The sequence below is a fragment of the Caulobacter segnis genome (assembly GCF_019931575.1).
Taxonomy (GTDB): Bacteria; Pseudomonadota; Alphaproteobacteria; order Caulobacterales; family Caulobacteraceae; genus Caulobacter; species Caulobacter segnis_C.
Map to the genome: position 1 here is coordinate 1,470,854 of NZ_CP082923.1, position 18,487 is coordinate 1,489,340.

The window sequence follows — 18,487 nt, forward strand, 5'->3', positions numbered from 1 at the left end:
GTCAGCGCGCCTTCACGTCGCGGGCGGCCTTCGTGAGCTGAACGAACTCCGCCCGCAGGCCGTCCGGATCCGCCCCGCGCGCGCCCTGCGCCAGGGCGGTGACCGCCGGCCAGTCGAAGCGCTCGTCCACCCAGGGGTCGCCACGCAGCTTCTGGCCATAGGCGGCGACCGCGACGGCGAAGCGCGTCGCTTCCGGCGCGGCGGCGAGGCTGGCGTAGCGGTCGCCGGCTCCGATCGGTCGCTCGATCAGCTTCGAGGTCGTTCCGCCGGGCAGCTTGTAGCGGATCTTCAGGAAGGCCAGCTCGCCCGGGCCTGCGGCGGGCGTCGCGGAGGCCTTGTCGCCATAGCGTAACGGGTCCGAGGACGGCCGCGCGCCGGCCGGGGTGATCTCGTACAGCGCCGTCACCGACGCTCCCGCCCCGACCTCGCCGGCGTCGACCTGGTCGTTGTTGAAGTCCTCGCGGTTCAGCAGGCGCGTCTCGTAGCCGATCAGCCGGTACTCGCTGACCTGCCGGGGATTGAACTCGACCTGGATCTTCACGTCGTCGGCGATGGGAAAGAGGCTGGCCTGGAAGTCGTCGCGCAGCAGCTTGCGGGCCTCGTTCAGGGTGTCGACATAGGCGGCCACGCCGTTTCCGTTCTGGGCCAGGGCCTGCATCATGGTGTCGTTGTAGTTGCCGCGCCCGAAGCCGTAGACCGACAGGTAGACGCCGCTCTTGCGCTGGTCGGCGACGTAGTCCTTCAGGCGGGACGGGTCGGCGATGCCGACGTTGAAGTCGCCGTCGGTAACCAGGATCACGCGGTTGACCGCGCTCTTGGCGAAGTTCTGCTTGGCCAGGGCGTAGGCCAGCTCCAGGCCCGCGCCGCCGGCGGTCGAGCCGCCCGCGCGGAGGGCACCGAGGGCGCAGCGCATCTTCAGCTTCGAGCGGCCGTCGGTCGGCGCCAGCACGGCCCCGGCCGAACCGGCATAGGCGACCATCGCGACGCGGTCCTGAGGACGCAACTGGTCGATCAGCACGTTCAGCGCCTTTTGCGCCAGCGGTAGGCGGTCGGGACCCATCATCGAGCCCGAGGTGTCGACCAGGAAGACGAGGTTCAGCGGCGGCGCGTCGGCGCGCGGGGCGGCGTAGCCCTGCAGGCCGATGTGCAGGATCTGGCGCTGGCTGGACCAGGGCGACGGCGCCACCGCCACGGTGGCGCGGAACGGTGTCTGGGCGCTGGCCGGGCGGGCGTAGCCGTAGTCGAAATAGTTGATCAGCTCCTCGACCCGGACGGCGTCGCGCGGCGGGGCGACGCCGTCGTTGAGGAACCGGCGGGTGTTGGCGTAGGCGGCTGTGTCGACGTCGATCGAGAAGGTCGAGACCGGCTCGTCGGCCACGCGCTTGACCGGATTGGCGGCGGCGCCGGGATAGCGCTCGGTGTCCATCGCGGTCGGCACGTGCGGCGAACCGCTGATGATCGGCGGCGCGCTGCGCTGGACCGGCGGGAGCGGCAGCGGCGGCGGAGGCGTCATGTTGGGCGGCGGCGGTGGCGGTGGCGGCGGAGCGCCGGTCGGCGCCGCATAATTCATGACGGACGCTCGACTTGGGGCGGCGCGCATGCCCGAGACAACGACGTCGCCGCCTTGGCTCGTCCGGAAGCCCAGCGCCTCACAGGCCGCTGGCGTGACCACGCCGTCGCCTGGCTGAGGCGCGGCCCAGGCTGGCGGCGCGCCGACCATGGCCAGGGACAGCAGGCTGACGCCCGCGACGTGAAGCCCTCGACGAACCATGGCCGATCTCCCTACTTGCGACCCTTTCCAATTACGCGCGTAATATGACGGAAGCTGGGCGTCGCGGAAATCAACTTAAGGGTGATCGATCGGGCGGTCTACGGCGCGATCGTGCGAAGGAAGGTCGGCAGCTTGCGATGGTGCGTCGCCTGCTCGTAGGCGTAGCCCAGGTTCAGCAGCAGCTTCTCGCTCCAGGCCGGGCCGATGAAGGACAGGCCCACCGGCAGACCGGTGACGTCGCCCATCGGTACGGTCAGGTGCGGATAGCCGGCCACGGCGGGCAGGGTGGTCGATGAGCCGCCGTAGTTGTCGCCGTTCAGCGGATCGATGGTCCAGGCCGGGCCAGTGGTCGGAGCGACGATGGCGACCGCGCCGGTGGTCTTCAAAATCCTGTCGATGCCCTCGGGGCCGGCCAGGCGCTTGGAGTCCGCCAGGGCTTTCAGATACTCGGGATCGGCCAGGCCCTTGGTCTTCTCGGCCTTCTCGAAGCTCTCCTGGCCGAACCATTCGAACTCCTTCGGCGTCGCCTTGTTGAAGGCGATCAGGTCGGCCAGGGTGCGGCTCGGGACCTTCTTCGGATCGGTCGAGGACAGGTAGGCGGCCATGTCGGCCTTCAGCTCGGTATAGAGCACCACGCCCTCGGCCTTGCCGATCGGGCCCTCGTCGAACGCCGCCACGTCGACTAGGACCGCGCCCTGGGCCTGGAGCTCTTTCAGGGCCCGCTCGAACACCGCGTCGGTCTTGGGCGAATAGCCGGTGTAGAACCGCGCCACGGCCAGTTTCACGCCCTTCAGCGCGTCCTTGGAGAGCCCAGCCGCGTAGTCGGTCTTGCGGGCGTCGGCGTCCTTGGTAGCGGGGTCGGCCGGGTCGCCGCCGGCGATGACGGTCAGGACCTTGGCCGCGTCGAGGACCGTCGTGGTCATCGGGCCGGCGGTGTCCTGGCTGTGGCTGATCGGCACGATGTGGGTGCGCGAGACCAGGCCGACGGTGGGCTTGAGGCCGACCAGGCCGTTGATCGCGGCGGGACACGTGATCGAGCCGTCGGTCTCGGTGCCGATGGCCAGGGGCGCCAGACCCGCCGCCACCGACGCGCCCGAGCCGCTGGACGAGCCGCAGGCGCTGCGGTCCAGGACGTAGGGGTTGCGCACCGTGCCGCCCACCGCGCTCCAGCCGCTGATCGACTTGCTCGAGCGGATATTGGCCCATTCCGACAGGTTGGCCTTGCCCAGGATGACCAGGCCGGCGTCGGTCAGGCGCTTGACGATCGGCGCGTCGCGATTGGTGACATTGTCCTTCAGCGCCAGCGAGCCGGCGGTGGTGGCCGTGCCGTCGGCGCTCTCGATATTGTCCTTCAGCAGGATCGGGACGCCGTGCAGGGGAGAGCGCACCTTGCCGGCCTTGCGCTCGGCGTCCAGGGCGCGGGCGTCGGCCAGGGCGTGCGGGTTGGTGGCGATGACCGCGTGCAGGACGGGATTCTTGTCCTTGATGACGGCGAGGTAGCTCTTGGCCGCCTCCTCGGCGGTCTGGGCCGCCGCGCTCCCGGCGATGAGGGCGATGGCGGCCGCGCCGGCCAGGCAGGCGATCTTGGTCATGGACGTTTCCCCGAACGCGGTCGCGACTCCCGCGCGGACCGGAGCGGAGCATGGGGTCAAAATTCAGCGTCCGCCAGGGGCTGGCCGGAACGTCCGTGCGCGATCAGACGAAGATCGCCACGTTCTGTCGCGCCAGGACCAGCGGGCGACCCTGGCTGTTCCACAGGTGCATCTCCTGAGTGGAGTAGCCGTCGCCGATGGTCTCGGCCCGGCTGCGCAGCAGACGCCAGCCGTCGTCGTCCTCTCCCGGCAGGCCGACCACGTCCAGGGCCCAGGTCATGGTCGAGATCGGGCCGAATGTCCGGAACAGGGTCATGGCCGGCGGCGGCGGAGCATCCGCCAGGGCGACCAGGGCCGACAGCGAACGGGCCGCTTCGTCGCGGTGGCGGATCCACAGCAGGTATTCCGGAGGTTCGCCCGTCCCCGGCCGGCCGCCGCCGGCGACGCGGAAATCGAACTGGCGGATGAAGCTGGGCGCCTGGCTGGTGTCGCCCTTGTGGAAGGGCTCGCACTGGTCGGGCGGGGCCACGACGGGGCAGGGGATGTCGGCGTGGGCGGGCACGTGCGACTCGCGGGGCGTCCCGAACGTCAAGGTCCCGTGGGTGGCCACGCCCTGCTCGCCGACCAGGTCGACGGCCGCGAACAGGGTCGACTTGCCCTGGCGCAGCGCCTTGACCCCGATCGACAGCTCGCCCGCCGCCGGCCCGACGAAGGCGAACTGGGCCGAGCGCAGGGGCGGGGCCTCGGGGAAGGCGCGCTGCGCCGCCTCGACGCACAGCGCCGCCGACAGGCCGCCATAGGTGGTGCGCCCCTGTTTCCAGTCATCGGGGACATGGGCGGCGTAGCCCGCATCGGTAGCGGCGACGGCGGCGACGAGGTCGGTGTAGCGGGTCATGACCTCGAGGTTCGTTTTCTTTCGCTACGGAAGTCAAGCGACCCGCGACGTGAAAGCGTCACCGCGCGCGTTCGCCCTGCGTCTCCTTCAGGAACCAGTCCCGCAGCTTGAGGATGCGGGGCAGCTTGGGGTTCTCGGCGCGCCAGACGAAATGGTGGCCGGTCTTGACGTCGACCTCGCCAGGCAGGGGGCGAACCAGGCGGCCGTCGCCCAGGTCGCGGCGGGCGATGCCGCTGCGGGCCAGGGCCACGCCCAACCCTTGCGCGGCGGCGTCCAGCATCATCGACGAATCGTCGAAGCCCAGGGCCGGCGGCAGTTCCGGCGGCTCGACGCCCATGGCCCGAAACCAGATCGCCCAGGGCAGGCCGGTGTGGCGCAGCAGCGGGGCGCTGAGCAGGTCCTCGGGCTTCTCGATCCTGTAGCGCTCCAGCAGGGCGGGGCTGCAGACCGGAAACAACACCTCGTCGATCAGGCGCGCCGAGTCCACGCCCGGCCAGGGACCCTCGCCGAACCGCAGGGCGACGTCGGCGCCATCGGTGGCCAGGTCCGACATGCGGTCCTCGACGCGGATGGTCAGGTCCAGTTCGCCGGTCTCGGCCGACAGGCGGGCCAGCTGGGTGACCAGCCAGCGGGTGGCGAAGGCCGCGCCGGTCGAGATGACGATCGGTCCGCTGGCGGCCCGGCGGGCGCCGTCGACGCCCTGGCGCAGCGTGGTTATGGCCTCGCCGACCCGGGCGGCCAGGGCCGCGCCGGTGGCCGTGGGCTCCATCTGGTTGCCACGCCGGGTGAACAGCTGGACTCCCAGTTCTTCTTCCAGCTTGCGGACCTGCTGGCTGACCGCGCCATGGGTCACGAACAGCTCCTCCGCCGCGCGGCTGTAGCTCTTGTGGCGGGCGGCGGCCTCCAAGGCGACCAGCGAGGAGAAGGGCGGCAGGCGCATGGTCAAGATGTAAGGATGTTAGTCCAGCTCACAAGTGCCCGCAGATACCATCGTTCGTAAAGCCAAGGTGGCTTTGGCATTGTCCTTATCGCGGCGCCGCACCTGCCACCCAGATCTTTCCCACCTTCCTCCTTAGGGGACGAAACGATGAAGACCCTGCTTGTCGCGGGCGCGCTGGCGCTCGCCCTGTTCACCGGCGCGGCCGTCAAGGCGCCGCTGCTGACCCACGACGACTTCCGCTGGGCCGAGGGCATCACCCCCCACACCGTGCGCTAGACCGGTGTTCAGTCCAACAAAAAGGCCCGGAGAGCGATCTCCGGGCCTTTCGTATTTTCCGCGATGGAGGAGGGCTTACTTGCCCGCCGCCGTCAGGGCGTCCATCAGCTCCGGCACGGCCGTCTTGTAGTCGGCGACCAGGCCGTAGTCGGCCACCTGGAAGATCGGCGCGTCGGCGTCCTTGTTGATCGCGACGATCACCTTGGAGTCCTTCATGCCGGCCAGGTGCTGGATCGCGCCCGAGATGCCGATGGCGACATAGAGCTGCGGGGCGACGACCTTGCCGGTCTGGCCGACCTGGTAGTCGTTCGGGGCGTAGCCGGCGTCGACGGCCGCGCGCGAGGCGCCGACGGCGGCGCCCAGCTTGTCGGCCAGCGGCTCGATCACGCGCTGGAACTCCTCGGCCGAACCCATGGCGCGACCGCCGGAGACGACGATCTTGGCCGCGGCCAGTTCGGGACGGTCCGACTTGACCATCTCTTCGCTGACGAAGCGGGTCTTGCCGGCGTCGGCGCCCGCGACGGTCTCGACCGAGGCCGAGCCGCCTTCAGCGGCCGCCGCGAAGGCGGTCGGACGGACGGTGATCACCTTCTTGGCGTCCGACGACTGGACGGTCTCCAGCGCGTTGCCGGCGTAGATCGGGCGCGTGAAGGTGTCGGCCGAGACGACCTCGACGATGTCCGAGATCGGAGCGACGTCCAGCTTGGCGGCGACGCGCGGGGCGAAGTTCTTGCCGCCCGAGGTGGCCGGAACCAGGATGGCGTCGTAATTGCCGGCCAGGGCCAGCACCGCGTCGGCCTGGGCTTCGGCGACGCCGTGACCCAGGGCGTCGGACTCGGCCAGCAGCACCTTGCGGACGCCGGCGATCTTGGCGGCGGCGTCGGCCACGGCCTTGGCGCCCTTGCCCAGGACCAGAACGTCCACGTCGCCCGAGATCTTCTGGGCGGCGGTGACGACCTTGTGGGTGCCGTCGCGCAGGTGCGCGTTGTCGTTATCGGCGACGACGAGAACAGCCATTACAGCACCCCCGCGGTGTTGAGTTTCGAAACCAGGTCGGCGGCGGTTTCCACCTTGATGCCGGCCGAGCGCTTGGCCGGCTCGGTGACCTTGATCACCTTCAGGCGCGGCGCGATGTCGACGCCGTAGTCGGCGACCGCCTTCTGGGCGATCTCCTTCTTCTTGGCCTTCATGATGTTGGGCAGAGACGCGTAGCGCGGCTCGTTCAGGCGCAGGTCGGCCGTGATGATGGCCGGCAGGTCGACGTCGAGGGTCTGCAGACCGCCGTCGACTTCGCGGGTCACCTTGGCGCTGGAGCCCGACACCTCGATGGCCGAGGCGTAGGTCGCCTGCGGCCAGCCCAGCAGGGCCGACAGCATCTGGCCGACGGCGTTGTTGTCGCCGTCGATCGCCTGCTTGCCCATCAGGACGAGGTTCGGATTTTCCTCGGCTACGACGGCCGCCAGCAGCTTGGCCACGGCCAGCGGCTCGGGGTCGGCGTCGGTGGTGATCAGGACGCCGCGGTCGCCGCCCATGGCCAGCGCCGTGCGGATGGTTTCCTGAGCCTGCGCGGGGCCGATGCTGACGATGACGACCTCGGTCGCCACGCCCTTTTCCTTGAGACGCACGGCTTCTTCGACCGCGATCTCACAGAAGGGGTTCATCGACATCTTGACGTTCGCAAGGTCGACACCGGTCTGATCCGCCTTCACGCGGGCCTTCACGTTGTAATCGATAACCCGTTTAACCGGGACTAGGACCTTCATCGGTTTCCACCGCCTCCAGGCTGCTTTTTATCCTGCTTGGCAATCGACTTACCCTTTCGGCGCCGCAATGCAAGTTTCCCTTTGCGTAAGCGTAATGCGATAACTCGGGTCTGGTTCAAACGGTTGTACGATTTTCCCGGGCTTGTGGTCGGCGCGCCTCGCGGGCGTGGCTTCGGGGCCAATTCCCTTAAGGGCCGAAAGGCGCTAAGGGGCCGCCCATGAACAAGACCTTCACCCGCTTGAAGTACATCTTCCTGGGCCTGTTCCTGCTCGGAAGCGCCGGCGTCCTGGCCTATCACGGCCTGTGGGTCTGGCCGAAGGAACGCTGCGAGGCGCGCGGCGGGGCCTGGGCCGGTAAGTGGCTGAAGTGCGGGACGGTCTATTCAATCGAGACCCTGACGCGCCGTCCGACGAACGTGCCGCCGATCAATGGCGAGAAGCCGGAAGCGGCCGCCGCGACCCCCGCGCCGGCCGCCGCTGCGCCGCAGAAGAAATAGCCGCTACCGCGTCGCGCCGGGCTTCCACAGCACGTCCGCCTTTCCCTTGTCGTTGCTCCAGCGGGCGGCGACGAACAGCAGGTCCGACAGCCGGTTCAGATATTTGATCGCTGGCTTGCCGACGATCTCGCCCTCGGTCTCCGACAGCGCCACGCAGGTCCGCTCGGCCCGGCGGCACACTGTGCGCGCCTGGTGCAGGGCCGCGGCCGCCGGCGACCCGGCGGGGAGCACGAACGAAGTCAAAGGACTCATCTCGCCGTTCAGCAGGTCGATCTCGCGCTCCAGCCGCTCGACCTGGCCGTCGAGGATGCGCAGGGGCTCCCACTCGGGCTTGCCGTGCTGTTCGGGCGTGGCGAGATCCGCACCGAGATCGAAGAGGTCGTTCTGGATCCGCTCCAGGATCGCGTCGAGCACGGCGTCTCTTGCCGTGTGCTGCCGCGCCAGGCCGACGGCGGCGTTGGTCTCGTCGACCCCGCCATAGGCCTCGACCCGCAGCGAGGCCTTGCTGACCGGCGCGCCGGTGGCCAGCCGCGTCGAGCCGCCATCGCCGGTGCGGGTATAGATGCGGTTCAGCGTGACCATGCGTCGCGGACTCCCGTTATGCGAACAGGCTTACAGTTCCTAAGCGCCCTTGCGCCACCAGAAGGCGGCGGCGACCAGGACGATGATGGCGATGAACTGCAGGAGCACGCGCAGCCGCATCAGCTTGTTCGAATAGGAGCGGCCGAAGTCGCCGCCCCGGAACAGGGCGTAGAGGCCCGCCGCCAGGGCGACCAGAACCGCGAGCAGCGCGGCGGGGACGAGAAAGTCGAACAGGTGGTTCATGGGCGCGGAAGATAGGCTGGGCGGGCCGCTCGCGCCATAGAGCCCGGAGCCGTAAGGGCGTTGTCACGTTCGCGCCGCTTCAGGGCCTTATCGCCGCCCGATCGAGGCCTAGCCTTAAGGGGGCGACTCGGTTCGCTGACCATCGTCCGTTGAGTCAATTCGGCGAACCTGTTCGGTGAGCGCATTTGTCGCAGTGACGCTTTGAGAGCGCTCTCATATGTACGAACCGCGTCGTTGTTCGACGATTTTAGTTCGATTTCGCGGTTGCAATAGCCTCCCCCTAGCGTTATTGCGCCCGCTTCCTATTTCTCAGTGCGCGTTCGTTGAACACGATCAACCTCCCCCACCGCGGATCGGTTCGACGCTTTTCCACCCCAGCGGGGAGCAGGAGATAACCGCATGAGCGCTCGCCTAGCGAACGCCGCCGCGCTCTCCGCGTCCGATCGCGAAGAAGCCATGGCTGAAGTCCGCCAGCTGATCACCGACCTGCGCGACGCCGCGCAGGACGGCCGCCAGCTGGCCCGCCGCTACGCCGGCGTCCTTCAGAACGTCGTCGATGAATATTGCATTGAATTCGAGAAGCGCGCCGAGGCCGCTCTCGCCCGCCTGGAGGCCGCCGCATGAGCTTTGTGTCCGTCAACATCGAGTCCGCCACCGACTCTCCGGTAAAGCTGACCCGCCGGGCCCTCGCCAAGCAGCGCACCCGTGAGCGTGTCCTGGCCGCCGCCCGCCGCCTGTTCAGTGAGCGCGGCTACGAAGGCGCCACCATTCGTGACATCGCCCAGGCCGCCGGCATGTCGACCGGCGCCGTGTTCGCCAGCTTCGCCGACAAGTCGGAGCTGTTCGAGGAAATCCTGACCGCCGACTACGAAGTCATCTACGCCCAGATGACCCAGGCCTCGCGCAACGCCAAGACCGTCGACGAAGCCCTGATGGGCCTGTTCGGCGTCGCCTATGGCTTCCACGTCGAGCAACTGCCGCTGCTGCGCGCCAGCATCGCGGTGTCATGGACCCGTTCGGAAGCCGCTGAGCGCCGCGCCCGCACGGACCTGAAGCACATCTTCCGCCTGATCGCCGACGCCCTGCAGCGCGGCGTCGACGAAGGTCAGTTGAAGAAGGATATCGACGCTAAGCTCTTGGCTGAGATCACCTGGGACGTGTATGTCGCCAACTATCGCCGCGCCGTCTATGACGGTTGGTCGGTGGAGGCTCTGCTGGCGCGGCTTTCGGAACAACTGAAAGTCATCTTCGCGGGCGCTCGCGCTTAACCAAGTCCGGAGACCGCTCCGTTCGGGGGAACGGAGCGGCTTCGATTCAACAATGACGCTGGCGTGTTCGAGGGGGACGTGCGTGGGCGTAAGAGATGATCAAAAGGCCGCGACGCGCGAGAAGGTTCTCGACGCCGCGCGTGACCTGTTCAACGAGGTTGGCTACGACGAGACCACCATCCGCGCCATCGCGGAGCGGGCGGGGGTCTCCGTCGGCAGCGTGTTCACCACCTTCGCCTCCAAGGCGGAGGTGCTGAGCCATGTCATGGATCATCGCCTGAGCGAGCTCTACGCCGAGTTCGATCGGGTGGTGCCGTTCCTGCGCGGCAGCACGGCCGATCGCCTGTGCTCGATCTTCGCCATCCATTACGAGTTCGAGACCCGGCGGGTGAAGCTGTTCCTCGCCCACGTGGCCGCCTCGTACAATCCCAACAACGATCCGGGCGTCACGCCCTACGGCCGCAATCCGCGCCTGACCCAGATGCTGCTGGACGTCCTGGAGGACGGAGTGCGCAAGGGCGAGGTGCGCGACGACCTGGACCTGCGCCTGATCGTCGACACCCTGAAGGCCGCCTACGCCTGGAACTACCGCATGACCGCGGCGGCCGGCGGAACCCTGCCGGCGGCCGAGATGTCGGCGGTGATGGACAAGCAGATCGCCGTGATCGCCGAGGGCTGGAAGCCTCGGTAGGGGCTGGCTCCAAAGCTCATCCCCGTGTCATCCCGGATAGCCTCTTCGCTGGGGCCGGGATGACACTCGAGCGCTGCTTAAAGGAGGGCGTTCAGGCCTCCTCCCACCCGTACTTCCGATCCAGCTTGGTCAGCTGGCTGGCGAAGCCCTGGACCGCCATCTTCGTCCAGTGCGGGTCGCGGTGCGGGTGGATGGTGACGACCATCCGGGCGTCGTCGCCCTTGGGGTAGAAGTCGACCTCGATGATGCTCTCGTAGGTCTCCATGCCCGGCACGAAGTCGATGTCGTGGACCAGGACGAGGCGCGTGTGCGGCCGGAACTGCGTGTAGCGGCCGTGGGTGCCGTGCGAGATCGGTTGGCCCATCTGCTTCATCGCCGCGATCGTCTCGGGCGCGTCGGCGATCATGTCGTAGTCCAGCTTGCCGCCCTCGCGCGGCTCCAGGGCGTGGACCTCGACGCGGAAGCCTTCCGGCCCCCACCACGACTCGAAGCCGTCCTTGGTGGCCCACAGGGCCCAGAGGTTCTCGACGCCCGCGCGGTAGGTGCGTTCGACGACCACGATGGCTTGCGGTTCCTGGGTGTCGGTCATGCCTTGGGTTCCTCTGATTGCGTTTTCTGGCGTTGCTCGAGCGCGGCCCCGAAACGGTCGAGGCGGGCCTCCCACAGCCGCCGGTAGGCGGCGAGCCAGGCCTCGAATTCCTGGAAGGGTTCGGGCCGCAGGGCGTAGAGGCGGCGCTGGCCGCTGGGGCGCACCGACACGAACCCCGCCTCGTGCAGGATCCGCAGGTGGCGCGAGACGCCGGACTGGTGGACGCCCGCCGCCTCGACGATGTCGCCCACCGGGCGCTCGCCATCGCGCAGCGCCGCGAGGATGCGGCGGCGGGTGGGGTCGGCGAGCGTCTCGAACGGATCTATCTGTGTCATCGTGTATATGCATATTCATGCATATATCTGACGTCAAGAGACCGCCGCGGACTCGGGGCCCGCAGCGGTCGGTTCTAGGATCGGAAGAGGCGAGGCCCTACAGCGTCGCCATGTCGATCACGAAGCGGTAGCGCACGTCGCTCTTGTGCATGCGCTTGTAGGCCTCGTTGATCTGGTCGATCGAGATGACCTCGATGTCGGCGACGATGTTCTTCTCGCCGCAGAAGTCGAGCATCTCCTGGGTTTCCTTGATCGAGCCGATCATCGAGCCGGCCAGGGTGCGGCGGCCGGGGATCAGGGCGAAGGCGTTCAGCGGCACGGGCTCTTCCGGCGCGCCGACGATGACCATGGTCCCGTCCACCTTCAGCAGGCTGAGATACGCGCCCCAGTCCAGGGGCGAGGAGACCGTGCAGATCAGCAGGTCGAACGTGTCGGCCAGGGTCTCGAAGGTCTTCGGGTCATTGGTGGCGTAGTAGTGGTCCGCGCCCATCTTCAGGCCGTCGGCCTGCTTGGACAGGGTCTGGCTCAGCACCGTCACTTCCGCGCCCATGGCATGGGCCAGCTTGACGCCCATGTGGCCGAGGCCGCCCATGCCCAGGATTGCGACCTTCTTGCCGGGACCGGCGTTCCAGTGGCGCAGCGGCGAGTACAGGGTGATGCCGGCGCACAGCAGCGGCGCGGCGGCGTCCAGCGGCAGGTTTTCCGGAATCGACAGGACGTAGTCTTCCTTGACCACCATGTGGTCGGAATAGCCGCCATAGGTCGGAGTGTCCGAGCCCGGCTCGAAGGCGCTGTAGGTCAGGACGAGGCCCGGCTGGTACTGCTCGCGATCCAGGTCGCGGGCGGCCTTGCAGGTGACGCAGCTGTCGACGAAGCAGCCGACGCCGACATGGTCGCCTTCCTTGAACCTGGTGACGTTGGCGCCGACGGCGGTGACCACGCCGGCGATCTCGTGGCCGGGGACGATCGGATAGACGCTCTGGCCCCAGCCGTTGTCGACCATGTGGATGTCGGAGTGGCAGACGCCGCAGTACTTGATCGAGATGACGACGTCGTCGGGATTGGGCTCGCGGCGTTCGAAGCTGAACGGAGCCAGGGGCGCGCCGGCGGCGGGCGCCGCGTAGCCTTTAGCGGTGGCCATTCGGATGTTCCTTGGATCTTTGTAGAGCATTTGGGGCAGGACGATCGGGGAGGATCGAACGACAGGAGATTTGCCACGCCTCGCGGCGCCGGCGTTACGCCAATCCTGCAAAGCTCATGCACGATCCTGCAAAAGGCGCCGGGAACGGTTTTCCCGCTAGCCGCCTAAGCGTAGAACCAGGATGTCCTGAAAGCCTGGAAAACCAAGCCGTTGAGATCGCCCGACACCGCCGACGCCTATGCCGAGATCGCCAGTCTCGTCGCCCGTTACGCCGACGACGAGCGTCCGGAGTCCGCGATCGAGGGGCTGTACCTGACCCGTCGTTGCTCGCCCAGCGGTCGGCTGCACGTCGACCAGCGGCCCTCGTTCTGGCTGGTGGCCGGCGGGCGCAAATGCCTGACCGTCGGGGACGAGGAACTGCACTACGGTGTCGGCGACTGCCTGCTGGTGGCCGTGGACCTGCCCGCCACCGCGCGGATCCTCCAGGCCAGCGACGCCGATCCGCACCTGTGCGTGGGCGTGATGATCAATCCCGCCCGGCTGGCCGAGCTGATCGGCCGGCTGCCGGAGCAGATCTCGGCGGCCCCGGCCGGCGTGCGGGGCGTGGCGGTCAATCCGGCCTCGCCCGAGCTGCTGGACGCCACTCTCCGTCTGCTGCGACTGCTGGAGCGACCTCGTGACGTCGCAGCCATGGCCCCGCTGATCGAGCAGGAGATCCTCTACCGCCTGCTGAGCGGGCCGCAGGGCGCGCGGCTGCTGCACATCGCCGGGACCGAAGGGCAGGGGCGGCGGGTCACCCGCGCCGTGGCCTGGCTGCGCGAACACTTCGCCCAGCCGCTGCGCATCGAGGCCCTGGCCGAGCACGTGGGCATGAGCGAGAGCTCGCTGCACCACCACTTCAAGGCCGTCACCAACATGACGCCGATGCAGTACCAGAAGCAGCTGCGGCTTTACGAGGCGCGGCGGCTGATGCTGGCCGAGGGGCTGGACGTCGGCGCGGCCGGCTTCAGCGTCGGCTATCAGAGCCCGTCGCAGTTCAGTCGAGAATATCGCCGCCTCTACGGCCTGTCGCCGGCTCGCGACGTGGAGGCCCTGCGCTCGCCGCTCGCGGCGGAGTAGTCGCCGCCTCCTAGTGGAGCGTGGCCCCCGGCGGCATCCAGCTGGTGAAGGCGCGCGCCTCCAGGGCGTCCTGCTCCTCGGCGTGGGCCAGGTCCTCCAGCGCCATCGCGGCCAGCAGCCATTCCTCGAGTTCGGCGGCCGTGGCCTGGCCTTGCTCGATCGCCTCCTGGACGACGTCGATCAGCCATTCGACGGCTTCATCGGTGGTCTTGGTCATGGCGCTATCCTCGTTAACCACGAAGATAGCGACTGCTTGGCTTGAAGGCGCTGCGACATAAGGTCGGAGGGCGTGCGCCCTTCGCGGCGAGGTCGCAACGAAGGGCGCTGCGCGTGGACTATTCGCCCTTCAGCTTGCGGCCGAAGAACTCCAGGTGCGTCTTCAGCACGCTGAGGCCCTTGGTCTTGCTGCGCGGCGCGCTGTGGCGCTCGCCGGGATACAGCGCCATCTCGAACGGGATCGCCTTGGCCTGCAGGGCCGACATCAGCCGGGTGCTGTTCTCGAAGATCACGTTGTCGTCGGCCATGCCGTGCAGCAGCAGCAGGCTGCCGGGCTTGAGCTTGTCGATCCGGTTGTTGATGTCCGAATAGGCGTAGCCGGCCTTGTTCTCGTCCGGCTTGCCCATGTAGCGCTCGGTATAGGCCGTGTCGTACAGGCTCCATTCAGTCGGCGGCGCGCCGGCCGCACCGGCCTTGAACGGCGTGTTATCGGCCGTCAGCAGCATCAGGGTCATGAACCCGCCGTACGACCAGCCCATCACGCCCAGCTTGTCGGAGTCGACATAGGGCAGGCCGGCCAGGAACTTGGCCCCCAGCAGCTGGTCCTCGACCTCGACCGTGCCGAGGTTGCGATCCAGGGCTCGCATGAACTTGGCCGAGCGATTGCCGCTGCCGCGGTTGTCCACCCGGAAGACGACGTAGCCGGCTTCCAGATAGGTGCGCTCGGACGGGCTCTGCCAGGTTCGCTTCACCTGCTGGGCGTGGGGCCCGCCGTAGACCGCCAGGATGGCCGGATACTTCTTGGCCGGATCGAAGCCCTGGGGCTTGAGGATCTCGTAGTACAGGGTCTCGCCGTCCGAGGCTTTCAGCGTGCCGTATTCCGGCGTCGGCAGGGTCGGGGCATAGGGCCAGTAGGGGTGACCCTCGGCCAGCCGGTTCTCCTCGATCCAGCGCACACGCTTGCCGGCGGCCGTGTAGAGGGCCGTCTGGGGCGGGGTCTTGGGATCGTCATAGGTCGCGGCGAAGGCGCCGCCGGTGTCGGCCACCTTGGCCGTCCACCAGCCGCCGGCCGGGGTCAGGGCCTTGGGCTCGCCAGGCTTGGAATAGCTCACCTCGTAGATGCGGCGCTCCAGGGGCGTGTCCTTCGAGGCGGCGAAGATGGCGACCTTGCGGGCCTCGTCCACGCCTTCCAGCCCGGCCATCGGCCAGTCACCCTTGGTGATCTGGGCGATCAGCTTGCCGTCGGCGGCGTGGCGATAGAGGTGGCGGTTGCCGTCCTTCTCCGACGACCACAGGAACGAGCCGTCCTTCAGCGGACGGAAGTCGTCGCTGATCTCGATATAGTGCGGGTCGGTATCGGTCAGGATCGTCTTGCCCGCGCCGGTGACTGCGTCGAAGGCGATCAGGTCCAGGGTCTTCTGGTCGCGTGACAGGCGCTGGGCGTAGACGGTCTTGCCGTCGGCCGACCAGTCGACGCGGGCCAGATAGATGTCCTTGTTGGCGCCCAGGTCCAGCTTGCGGATCTGGCCTGAGGTCAGGTCGCGGACGAAGAGCTCCACCACGGCGTTGGGACGGCCGGCGCGCGGATAGCGCTGCTCGACCACGGTGGCGCCGCGCGGGCCGATGTCGGCGCGCGGCACGACGTCGACGGTGCTCTCGTCGACGCGGGTATAGACAATGCGGCTCTCATCGGGGCTCCACCAGTAGCCGGTGAAGCGGTCCAGCTCTTCCTGCACGACGAACTCGGCGACGCCGAACGACAGCGTATCCTTGCCCTCGGTGGTCAGGGCCGTCTCGGACCCGCCGGAGACGGGCTTGATGTAGAGGTTCTGGTCTCGGACGTAGGAGACGAAGCCGCCCTTGGGCGAGACCTTGGCGTCGACCTCGTCGCCGGGCGTTTCAGTCAGGCGGGTGACCTTGCCGTCGGCGACGCTGTCCAGATAGAGGTCGCCGTCCAGCGGGACCAGGATGAAGCGGCCCTGCTTGTCCCAGCTGTATTCGACGATGCCGCGCGCCGAGACGCGGGCCCGTTCGCGGCGGGCCTTCTCGGCTTCCGACAGCTCCTTGGCGCCCGACGACAGGGCCGCCGAGTCGATCAGGCGGTAGGGCTCGCCGCCCTTCACGTCGGCCGCCCACAGGTCCTGGACGTTGGCCGCTTCCGGCTTGGCCTTCAGGTAGGTGACGCGCTTGCCGTCCGGCGACAGGGCCACGCCCTTGGCCGTCGGGCCCGACAGCGCCGGATCGGCGAAGATGCGTTCCGGGGTGAGTTTTTCCGCCATGGCCGGCGTCGAGAGGGCGAGGACGGCCGCGAGCGCCGTCAGCGAGGGGCTTTTCATGGCGCGGGACGCTATGCGCCAGCGTCGCCGTTGTCAGCAGGGAAGTTGTTTCAGCGCCGCAACGACGGACCCGTTACCGGCAGACGCTCTCCAGCGCCTTCAGGTCGATCGGCAAAGGCGGAACCGGCAGGCCCTTTGCGCGCAGGGCGTCCTCCAGGGTGGTGGGCTGCGGCGGCAAACTGGGATCGACGTCGGTTTTATAGAACGGATGGCTCTCGGCCTTTTCCAGGGTGGTGAAGCCGTAGCCCTTGTCCTGGTAGAGCTTGAACAGCCGGGTCGCCATGCGGGCCTCGAAGGCGCCGCCGTGCATCAGCAGGACATAGGGAATGTCCTCACCGTACAGGGTCTTGGCCATGTCGCGCGAGCGGTCGGCGACGGCGGCCGCGCCGTCCAGGTAGCGCCTTTCCAGGTCGGCGATCGCGGCCTGGTCGCCCTTGGCCACGCAGCGGGCGTAGGGATCGCTGAAGGCCCAATCGCCGAAGCTCATGGTCACGCTGGCGATCCTGTAGTGGTTGGCCGCCAACCAGCTTCGCACTGCCAGGCGCTTCTCGGGCGTGTCGCCCTCCGACAGGAACGGATAGCGCAGCCAGCGCCAGTCCTGGCCCGCCATCAGGTCCTTCAGCATGGGCTCGTTCTGGGCGGTCTCGGCGATGAACTGCTCGGCCGTCAGGCTGGCGATGTTCTTGTGCGACCAGGTGTGGTTGCCCAGCGGCTGGCCGGCCTCGCGCCACAGCTTCAGGGCCGCGTCCGAGCCGGGCTCGCGCTCGGTCTGGACGCCGTTGATGAAGCCGAACGCCGGCGCCTTGGCGTCGGCGGAGGCCTTCAGCAGGTCGGCGGCGACCTGGACGCGGGTCACGCCCGGCGGCAGGGCCGCGTGGGCGGGCAGGTCGTCCCAGGTGAAGGCGATTACGGGCTTTTCAGCAGCTTGGGCGGTGGTGGCGATCAGAGCGAGGGCTGCGGCGAGCACGATGCGCATGGACTATTTGCTCTCGAACAGGCTGAGCGGAATCGCGTCCGCCATGGCCTTGTAACCGGCCAGGTTGGGGTGAAGGCCGTCATTGTCATAGGCCGGCAGCAGGAAGGTGGGGCGGCCCGGATCGCGCAGGGCCTTGTCCCAGTCGATGACGCCGTCGAAGGTCCCCGGCGCGCGGATGAAGGCGTTGATCGCCTGGCGGTCGGCCTCGCTTTCGGGACCGGGGTGGTAATAGGCCGAGCCGGCATAGGGCAGGATGGTCGCGCCGATGACCTTGATCCCGCGCGCGTGGGCTCTGGTGATCATCTGGCGATAGGCGGCGATGACCTGCGCGACCAGGACTTTGTGCGCCTCGGGCGTGGCGGGGGCGTCGCGGGTCAGGGTCCCCAGGTCGTTGACGCCTTCCAGCAGGATCACGTGGGTGACGCCTGACTGCGAGAGCACGTCCCGCTCGAACCGGGCCAGGGCGTTGGGGCCCAGGCCGTCCAGCAGCACGCGGTTGCCGCCGATGCCTAGGTTCAGCACGCCGATGTTCCGGCCCTTCAGCCGCTCGATCAGACCGTCGGTCCAGCGCAGGTTGGTGTTGGGCTGGACGCCGTAGCCGTCGGTGATGCTGTCGCCGAACGCGACGATGGCGGCGGCCTTCCTGGCGGAGACCACGTCGACGCTGGCGATCTGGAGCCAGCGGTCGGCGGTCTTGGCCCCCGGCAGGTCGGCGTCGGCCGTGTGGTCGCCGGCCAGGACGTACGAGGTCGCCCGCGAGCCGGGGTGGCCGGTCTGGATGCTGGGCGCGGCGGCGTAGTGCAGGCTGATGGCCAGGCTGGTCAGCGGCGCGACCTTCAGCGCGACCGGATCCGACCAGTAGTCGGCGCCGGCCGGAATAGTCACCTCGGTCCGGCCCGAGAACGTCAGGGCGCGGTCGGTGGCCGGGTCGATGCGGGCGGAGTTCAGCGCCGCCGAGACCGCGACCCGCGCGGCCTTGAGGGTCAGGGGCTGGGTCCCGAAGGCGTTGGACAGACGGACCCGGATCTTGTCGCCGCCGATCGACAGCCGCACGACCTGGCGCAGGGTGGCGTCTGGGTAGTCCTGCGGATCGAGGCTGTTCTTGGCGTCCGGCGCCATCTGGGCGCTGGCCCAGGCGCCGACCCACTTCGGCGTCTCGGCGTGGACGGGCAGGGCGAGCGCCAGGGCCAGACCAAAGGCGGCAAAAGCCGGCCGCGCGAACATCTTCATCGACGCTTCTCTCCCGCTCCGACTTGC

At 68.4% G+C, this 18,487-nt stretch carries 19 protein-coding genes and 2 pseudogenes; 6 read left to right on the forward strand and 15 right to left on the reverse strand.

Annotation, left to right across the window (positions count from 1 at the left end; all coding sequences use genetic code 11):
- Position 1 precedes the first annotated feature (1 nt).
- The 4 genes and pseudogenes from K8940_RS06755 to K8940_RS06770 form a co-directional block, all read right to left on the reverse strand.
- Positions 2–1,771, reverse strand: a complete 1,770-nt coding sequence (locus K8940_RS06755) for a vWA domain-containing protein (RefSeq protein WP_223394025.1) — start codon at positions 1,769–1,771, stop codon at positions 2–4.
- Between the two features lie 98 nt (positions 1,772–1,869).
- Positions 1,870–3,415, reverse strand: a pseudogene (locus tag K8940_RS06760) (amidase).
- 51 nt (positions 3,416–3,466) lie between these two features.
- Positions 3,467–4,258: a thioesterase family protein gene (locus K8940_RS06765; RefSeq protein ID WP_223394027.1), complete on the reverse strand. Its 792-nt coding sequence runs from the start codon at positions 4,256–4,258 to the stop codon at positions 3,467–3,469.
- Between the two features lie 58 nt (positions 4,259–4,316).
- Positions 4,317–5,198, reverse strand: a complete 882-nt coding sequence (locus K8940_RS06770; RefSeq protein WP_223395791.1) for a LysR substrate-binding domain-containing protein — start codon at positions 5,196–5,198, stop codon at positions 4,317–4,319.
- 147 nt (positions 5,199–5,345) lie between these two features.
- Between K8940_RS06770 and K8940_RS23845 the strand changes: the two genes are divergently transcribed.
- Entirely contained in the window at positions 5,346–5,474 is a 129-nt protein-coding gene (locus K8940_RS23845; protein WP_263285793.1) for a hypothetical protein, read from the forward strand.
- A gap of 75 nt (positions 5,475–5,549) precedes the next feature.
- On the opposite strand, the gene K8940_RS06775 is transcribed toward K8940_RS23845, so the two are convergent.
- Both K8940_RS06775 and K8940_RS06780 read right to left on the reverse strand, forming a co-directional pair.
- The gene (locus K8940_RS06775; RefSeq protein ID WP_223394029.1) at positions 5,550–6,491 is read right to left on the reverse strand and encodes an electron transfer flavoprotein subunit alpha/FixB family protein; all 942 of its coding nucleotides are present in this window, start codon (positions 6,489–6,491) and stop codon (positions 5,550–5,552) included.
- Positions 6,491–7,237 carry an electron transfer flavoprotein subunit beta/FixA family protein gene (locus K8940_RS06780; RefSeq protein WP_223394031.1) on the reverse strand — a complete coding sequence of 249 codons (747 nt, stop codon included), beginning with the start codon at positions 7,235–7,237 and terminating at the stop codon, positions 6,491–6,493. Before K8940_RS06780 ends, K8940_RS06775 begins: the two co-directional genes overlap by 1 nt.
- Positions 7,238–7,455: 218 nt before the next feature.
- On the opposite strand from K8940_RS06780, the gene K8940_RS06785 reads away from it, so the two are divergent.
- Positions 7,456–7,734 carry a hypothetical protein gene (locus K8940_RS06785; RefSeq protein WP_223394033.1) on the forward strand — a complete coding sequence of 93 codons (279 nt, stop codon included), beginning with the start codon at positions 7,456–7,458 and terminating at the stop codon, positions 7,732–7,734.
- Positions 7,735–7,737: 3 nt separating this feature from the next.
- Here the strand turns inward: K8940_RS06785 and K8940_RS06790 are convergent, their stop codons facing one another.
- Entirely contained in the window at positions 7,738–8,316 is a 579-nt protein-coding gene (locus K8940_RS06790; RefSeq protein WP_223394035.1) for a cob(I)yrinic acid a,c-diamide adenosyltransferase, read from the reverse strand.
- A gap of 39 nt (positions 8,317–8,355) precedes the next feature.
- Entirely contained in the window at positions 8,356–8,559 is a 204-nt protein-coding gene (locus K8940_RS06795; protein WP_223394037.1) for a twin transmembrane helix small protein, read from the reverse strand.
- 399 nt (positions 8,560–8,958) lie between these two features.
- On the opposite strand from K8940_RS06795, the gene K8940_RS06800 reads away from it, so the two are divergent.
- From K8940_RS06800 to K8940_RS06810, 3 genes are all read left to right on the forward strand, one after another.
- Positions 8,959–9,183 (forward strand): hypothetical protein, encoded by a 225-nt coding sequence (locus tag K8940_RS06800; RefSeq protein ID WP_223394039.1) that lies wholly within the window; start codon positions 8,959–8,961, stop codon positions 9,181–9,183.
- Entirely contained in the window at positions 9,180–9,827 is a 648-nt protein-coding gene (locus K8940_RS06805; protein ID WP_223394041.1) for a TetR/AcrR family transcriptional regulator, read from the forward strand. Before K8940_RS06800 ends, K8940_RS06805 begins: the two co-directional genes overlap by 4 nt.
- Before the next feature lie 82 nt (positions 9,828–9,909).
- The gene (locus tag K8940_RS06810) at positions 9,910–10,518 is read left to right on the forward strand and encodes a TetR/AcrR family transcriptional regulator (protein WP_223394043.1); all 609 of its coding nucleotides are present in this window, start codon (positions 9,910–9,912) and stop codon (positions 10,516–10,518) included.
- Between the two features lie 91 nt (positions 10,519–10,609).
- Here the strand turns inward: K8940_RS06810 and K8940_RS06815 are convergent, their stop codons facing one another.
- From K8940_RS06815 to K8940_RS06825, 3 genes are all read right to left on the reverse strand, one after another.
- Positions 10,610–11,107, reverse strand: coding sequence for an SRPBCC domain-containing protein (locus tag K8940_RS06815; protein ID WP_223394045.1), 498 nt, complete (start codon positions 11,105–11,107; stop codon positions 10,610–10,612).
- The gene (locus K8940_RS06820; protein WP_223394047.1) at positions 11,104–11,442 is read right to left on the reverse strand and encodes an ArsR/SmtB family transcription factor; all 339 of its coding nucleotides are present in this window, start codon (positions 11,440–11,442) and stop codon (positions 11,104–11,106) included. Before K8940_RS06820 ends, K8940_RS06815 begins: the two co-directional genes overlap by 4 nt.
- Before the next feature lie 97 nt (positions 11,443–11,539).
- On the reverse strand, positions 11,540–12,583 hold the full coding sequence (locus K8940_RS06825) for an NAD(P)-dependent alcohol dehydrogenase (protein WP_223394049.1): 1,044 nt from the start codon (positions 12,581–12,583) through the stop codon (positions 11,540–11,542).
- 210 nt (positions 12,584–12,793) lie between these two features.
- On the opposite strand from K8940_RS06825, the gene K8940_RS06830 reads away from it, so the two are divergent.
- Complete coding sequence (locus K8940_RS06830) at positions 12,794–13,702, forward strand: AraC family transcriptional regulator (RefSeq protein ID WP_223394051.1); 909 nt, start codon at positions 12,794–12,796, stop codon at positions 13,700–13,702.
- A gap of 10 nt (positions 13,703–13,712) precedes the next feature.
- On the opposite strand, the gene K8940_RS06835 is transcribed toward K8940_RS06830, so the two are convergent.
- The 4 genes and pseudogenes from K8940_RS06835 to K8940_RS06850 all read right to left on the reverse strand — a co-directional run.
- A complete protein-coding gene (locus K8940_RS06835; RefSeq protein ID WP_223394053.1) occupies positions 13,713–13,919 on the reverse strand; it encodes a hypothetical protein in 207 nt (68 codons plus the stop codon).
- A 118-nt stretch (positions 13,920–14,037) separates the two neighbouring features.
- Positions 14,038–16,254 (reverse strand): S9 family peptidase, encoded by a 2,217-nt coding sequence (locus K8940_RS06840; protein ID WP_223394055.1) that lies wholly within the window; start codon positions 16,252–16,254, stop codon positions 14,038–14,040.
- Positions 16,255–16,327: 73 nt separating this feature from the next.
- Complete coding sequence (locus K8940_RS06845) at positions 16,328–17,230, reverse strand: polysaccharide deacetylase family protein (protein WP_223394057.1); 903 nt, start codon at positions 17,228–17,230, stop codon at positions 16,328–16,330.
- A gap of 3 nt (positions 17,231–17,233) precedes the next feature.
- A pseudogene (locus K8940_RS06850) lies at positions 17,234–18,391 on the reverse strand (SGNH/GDSL hydrolase family protein); the annotation flags it as partial.
- Between the last annotated feature and the right edge of the window lie 96 nt (positions 18,392–18,487).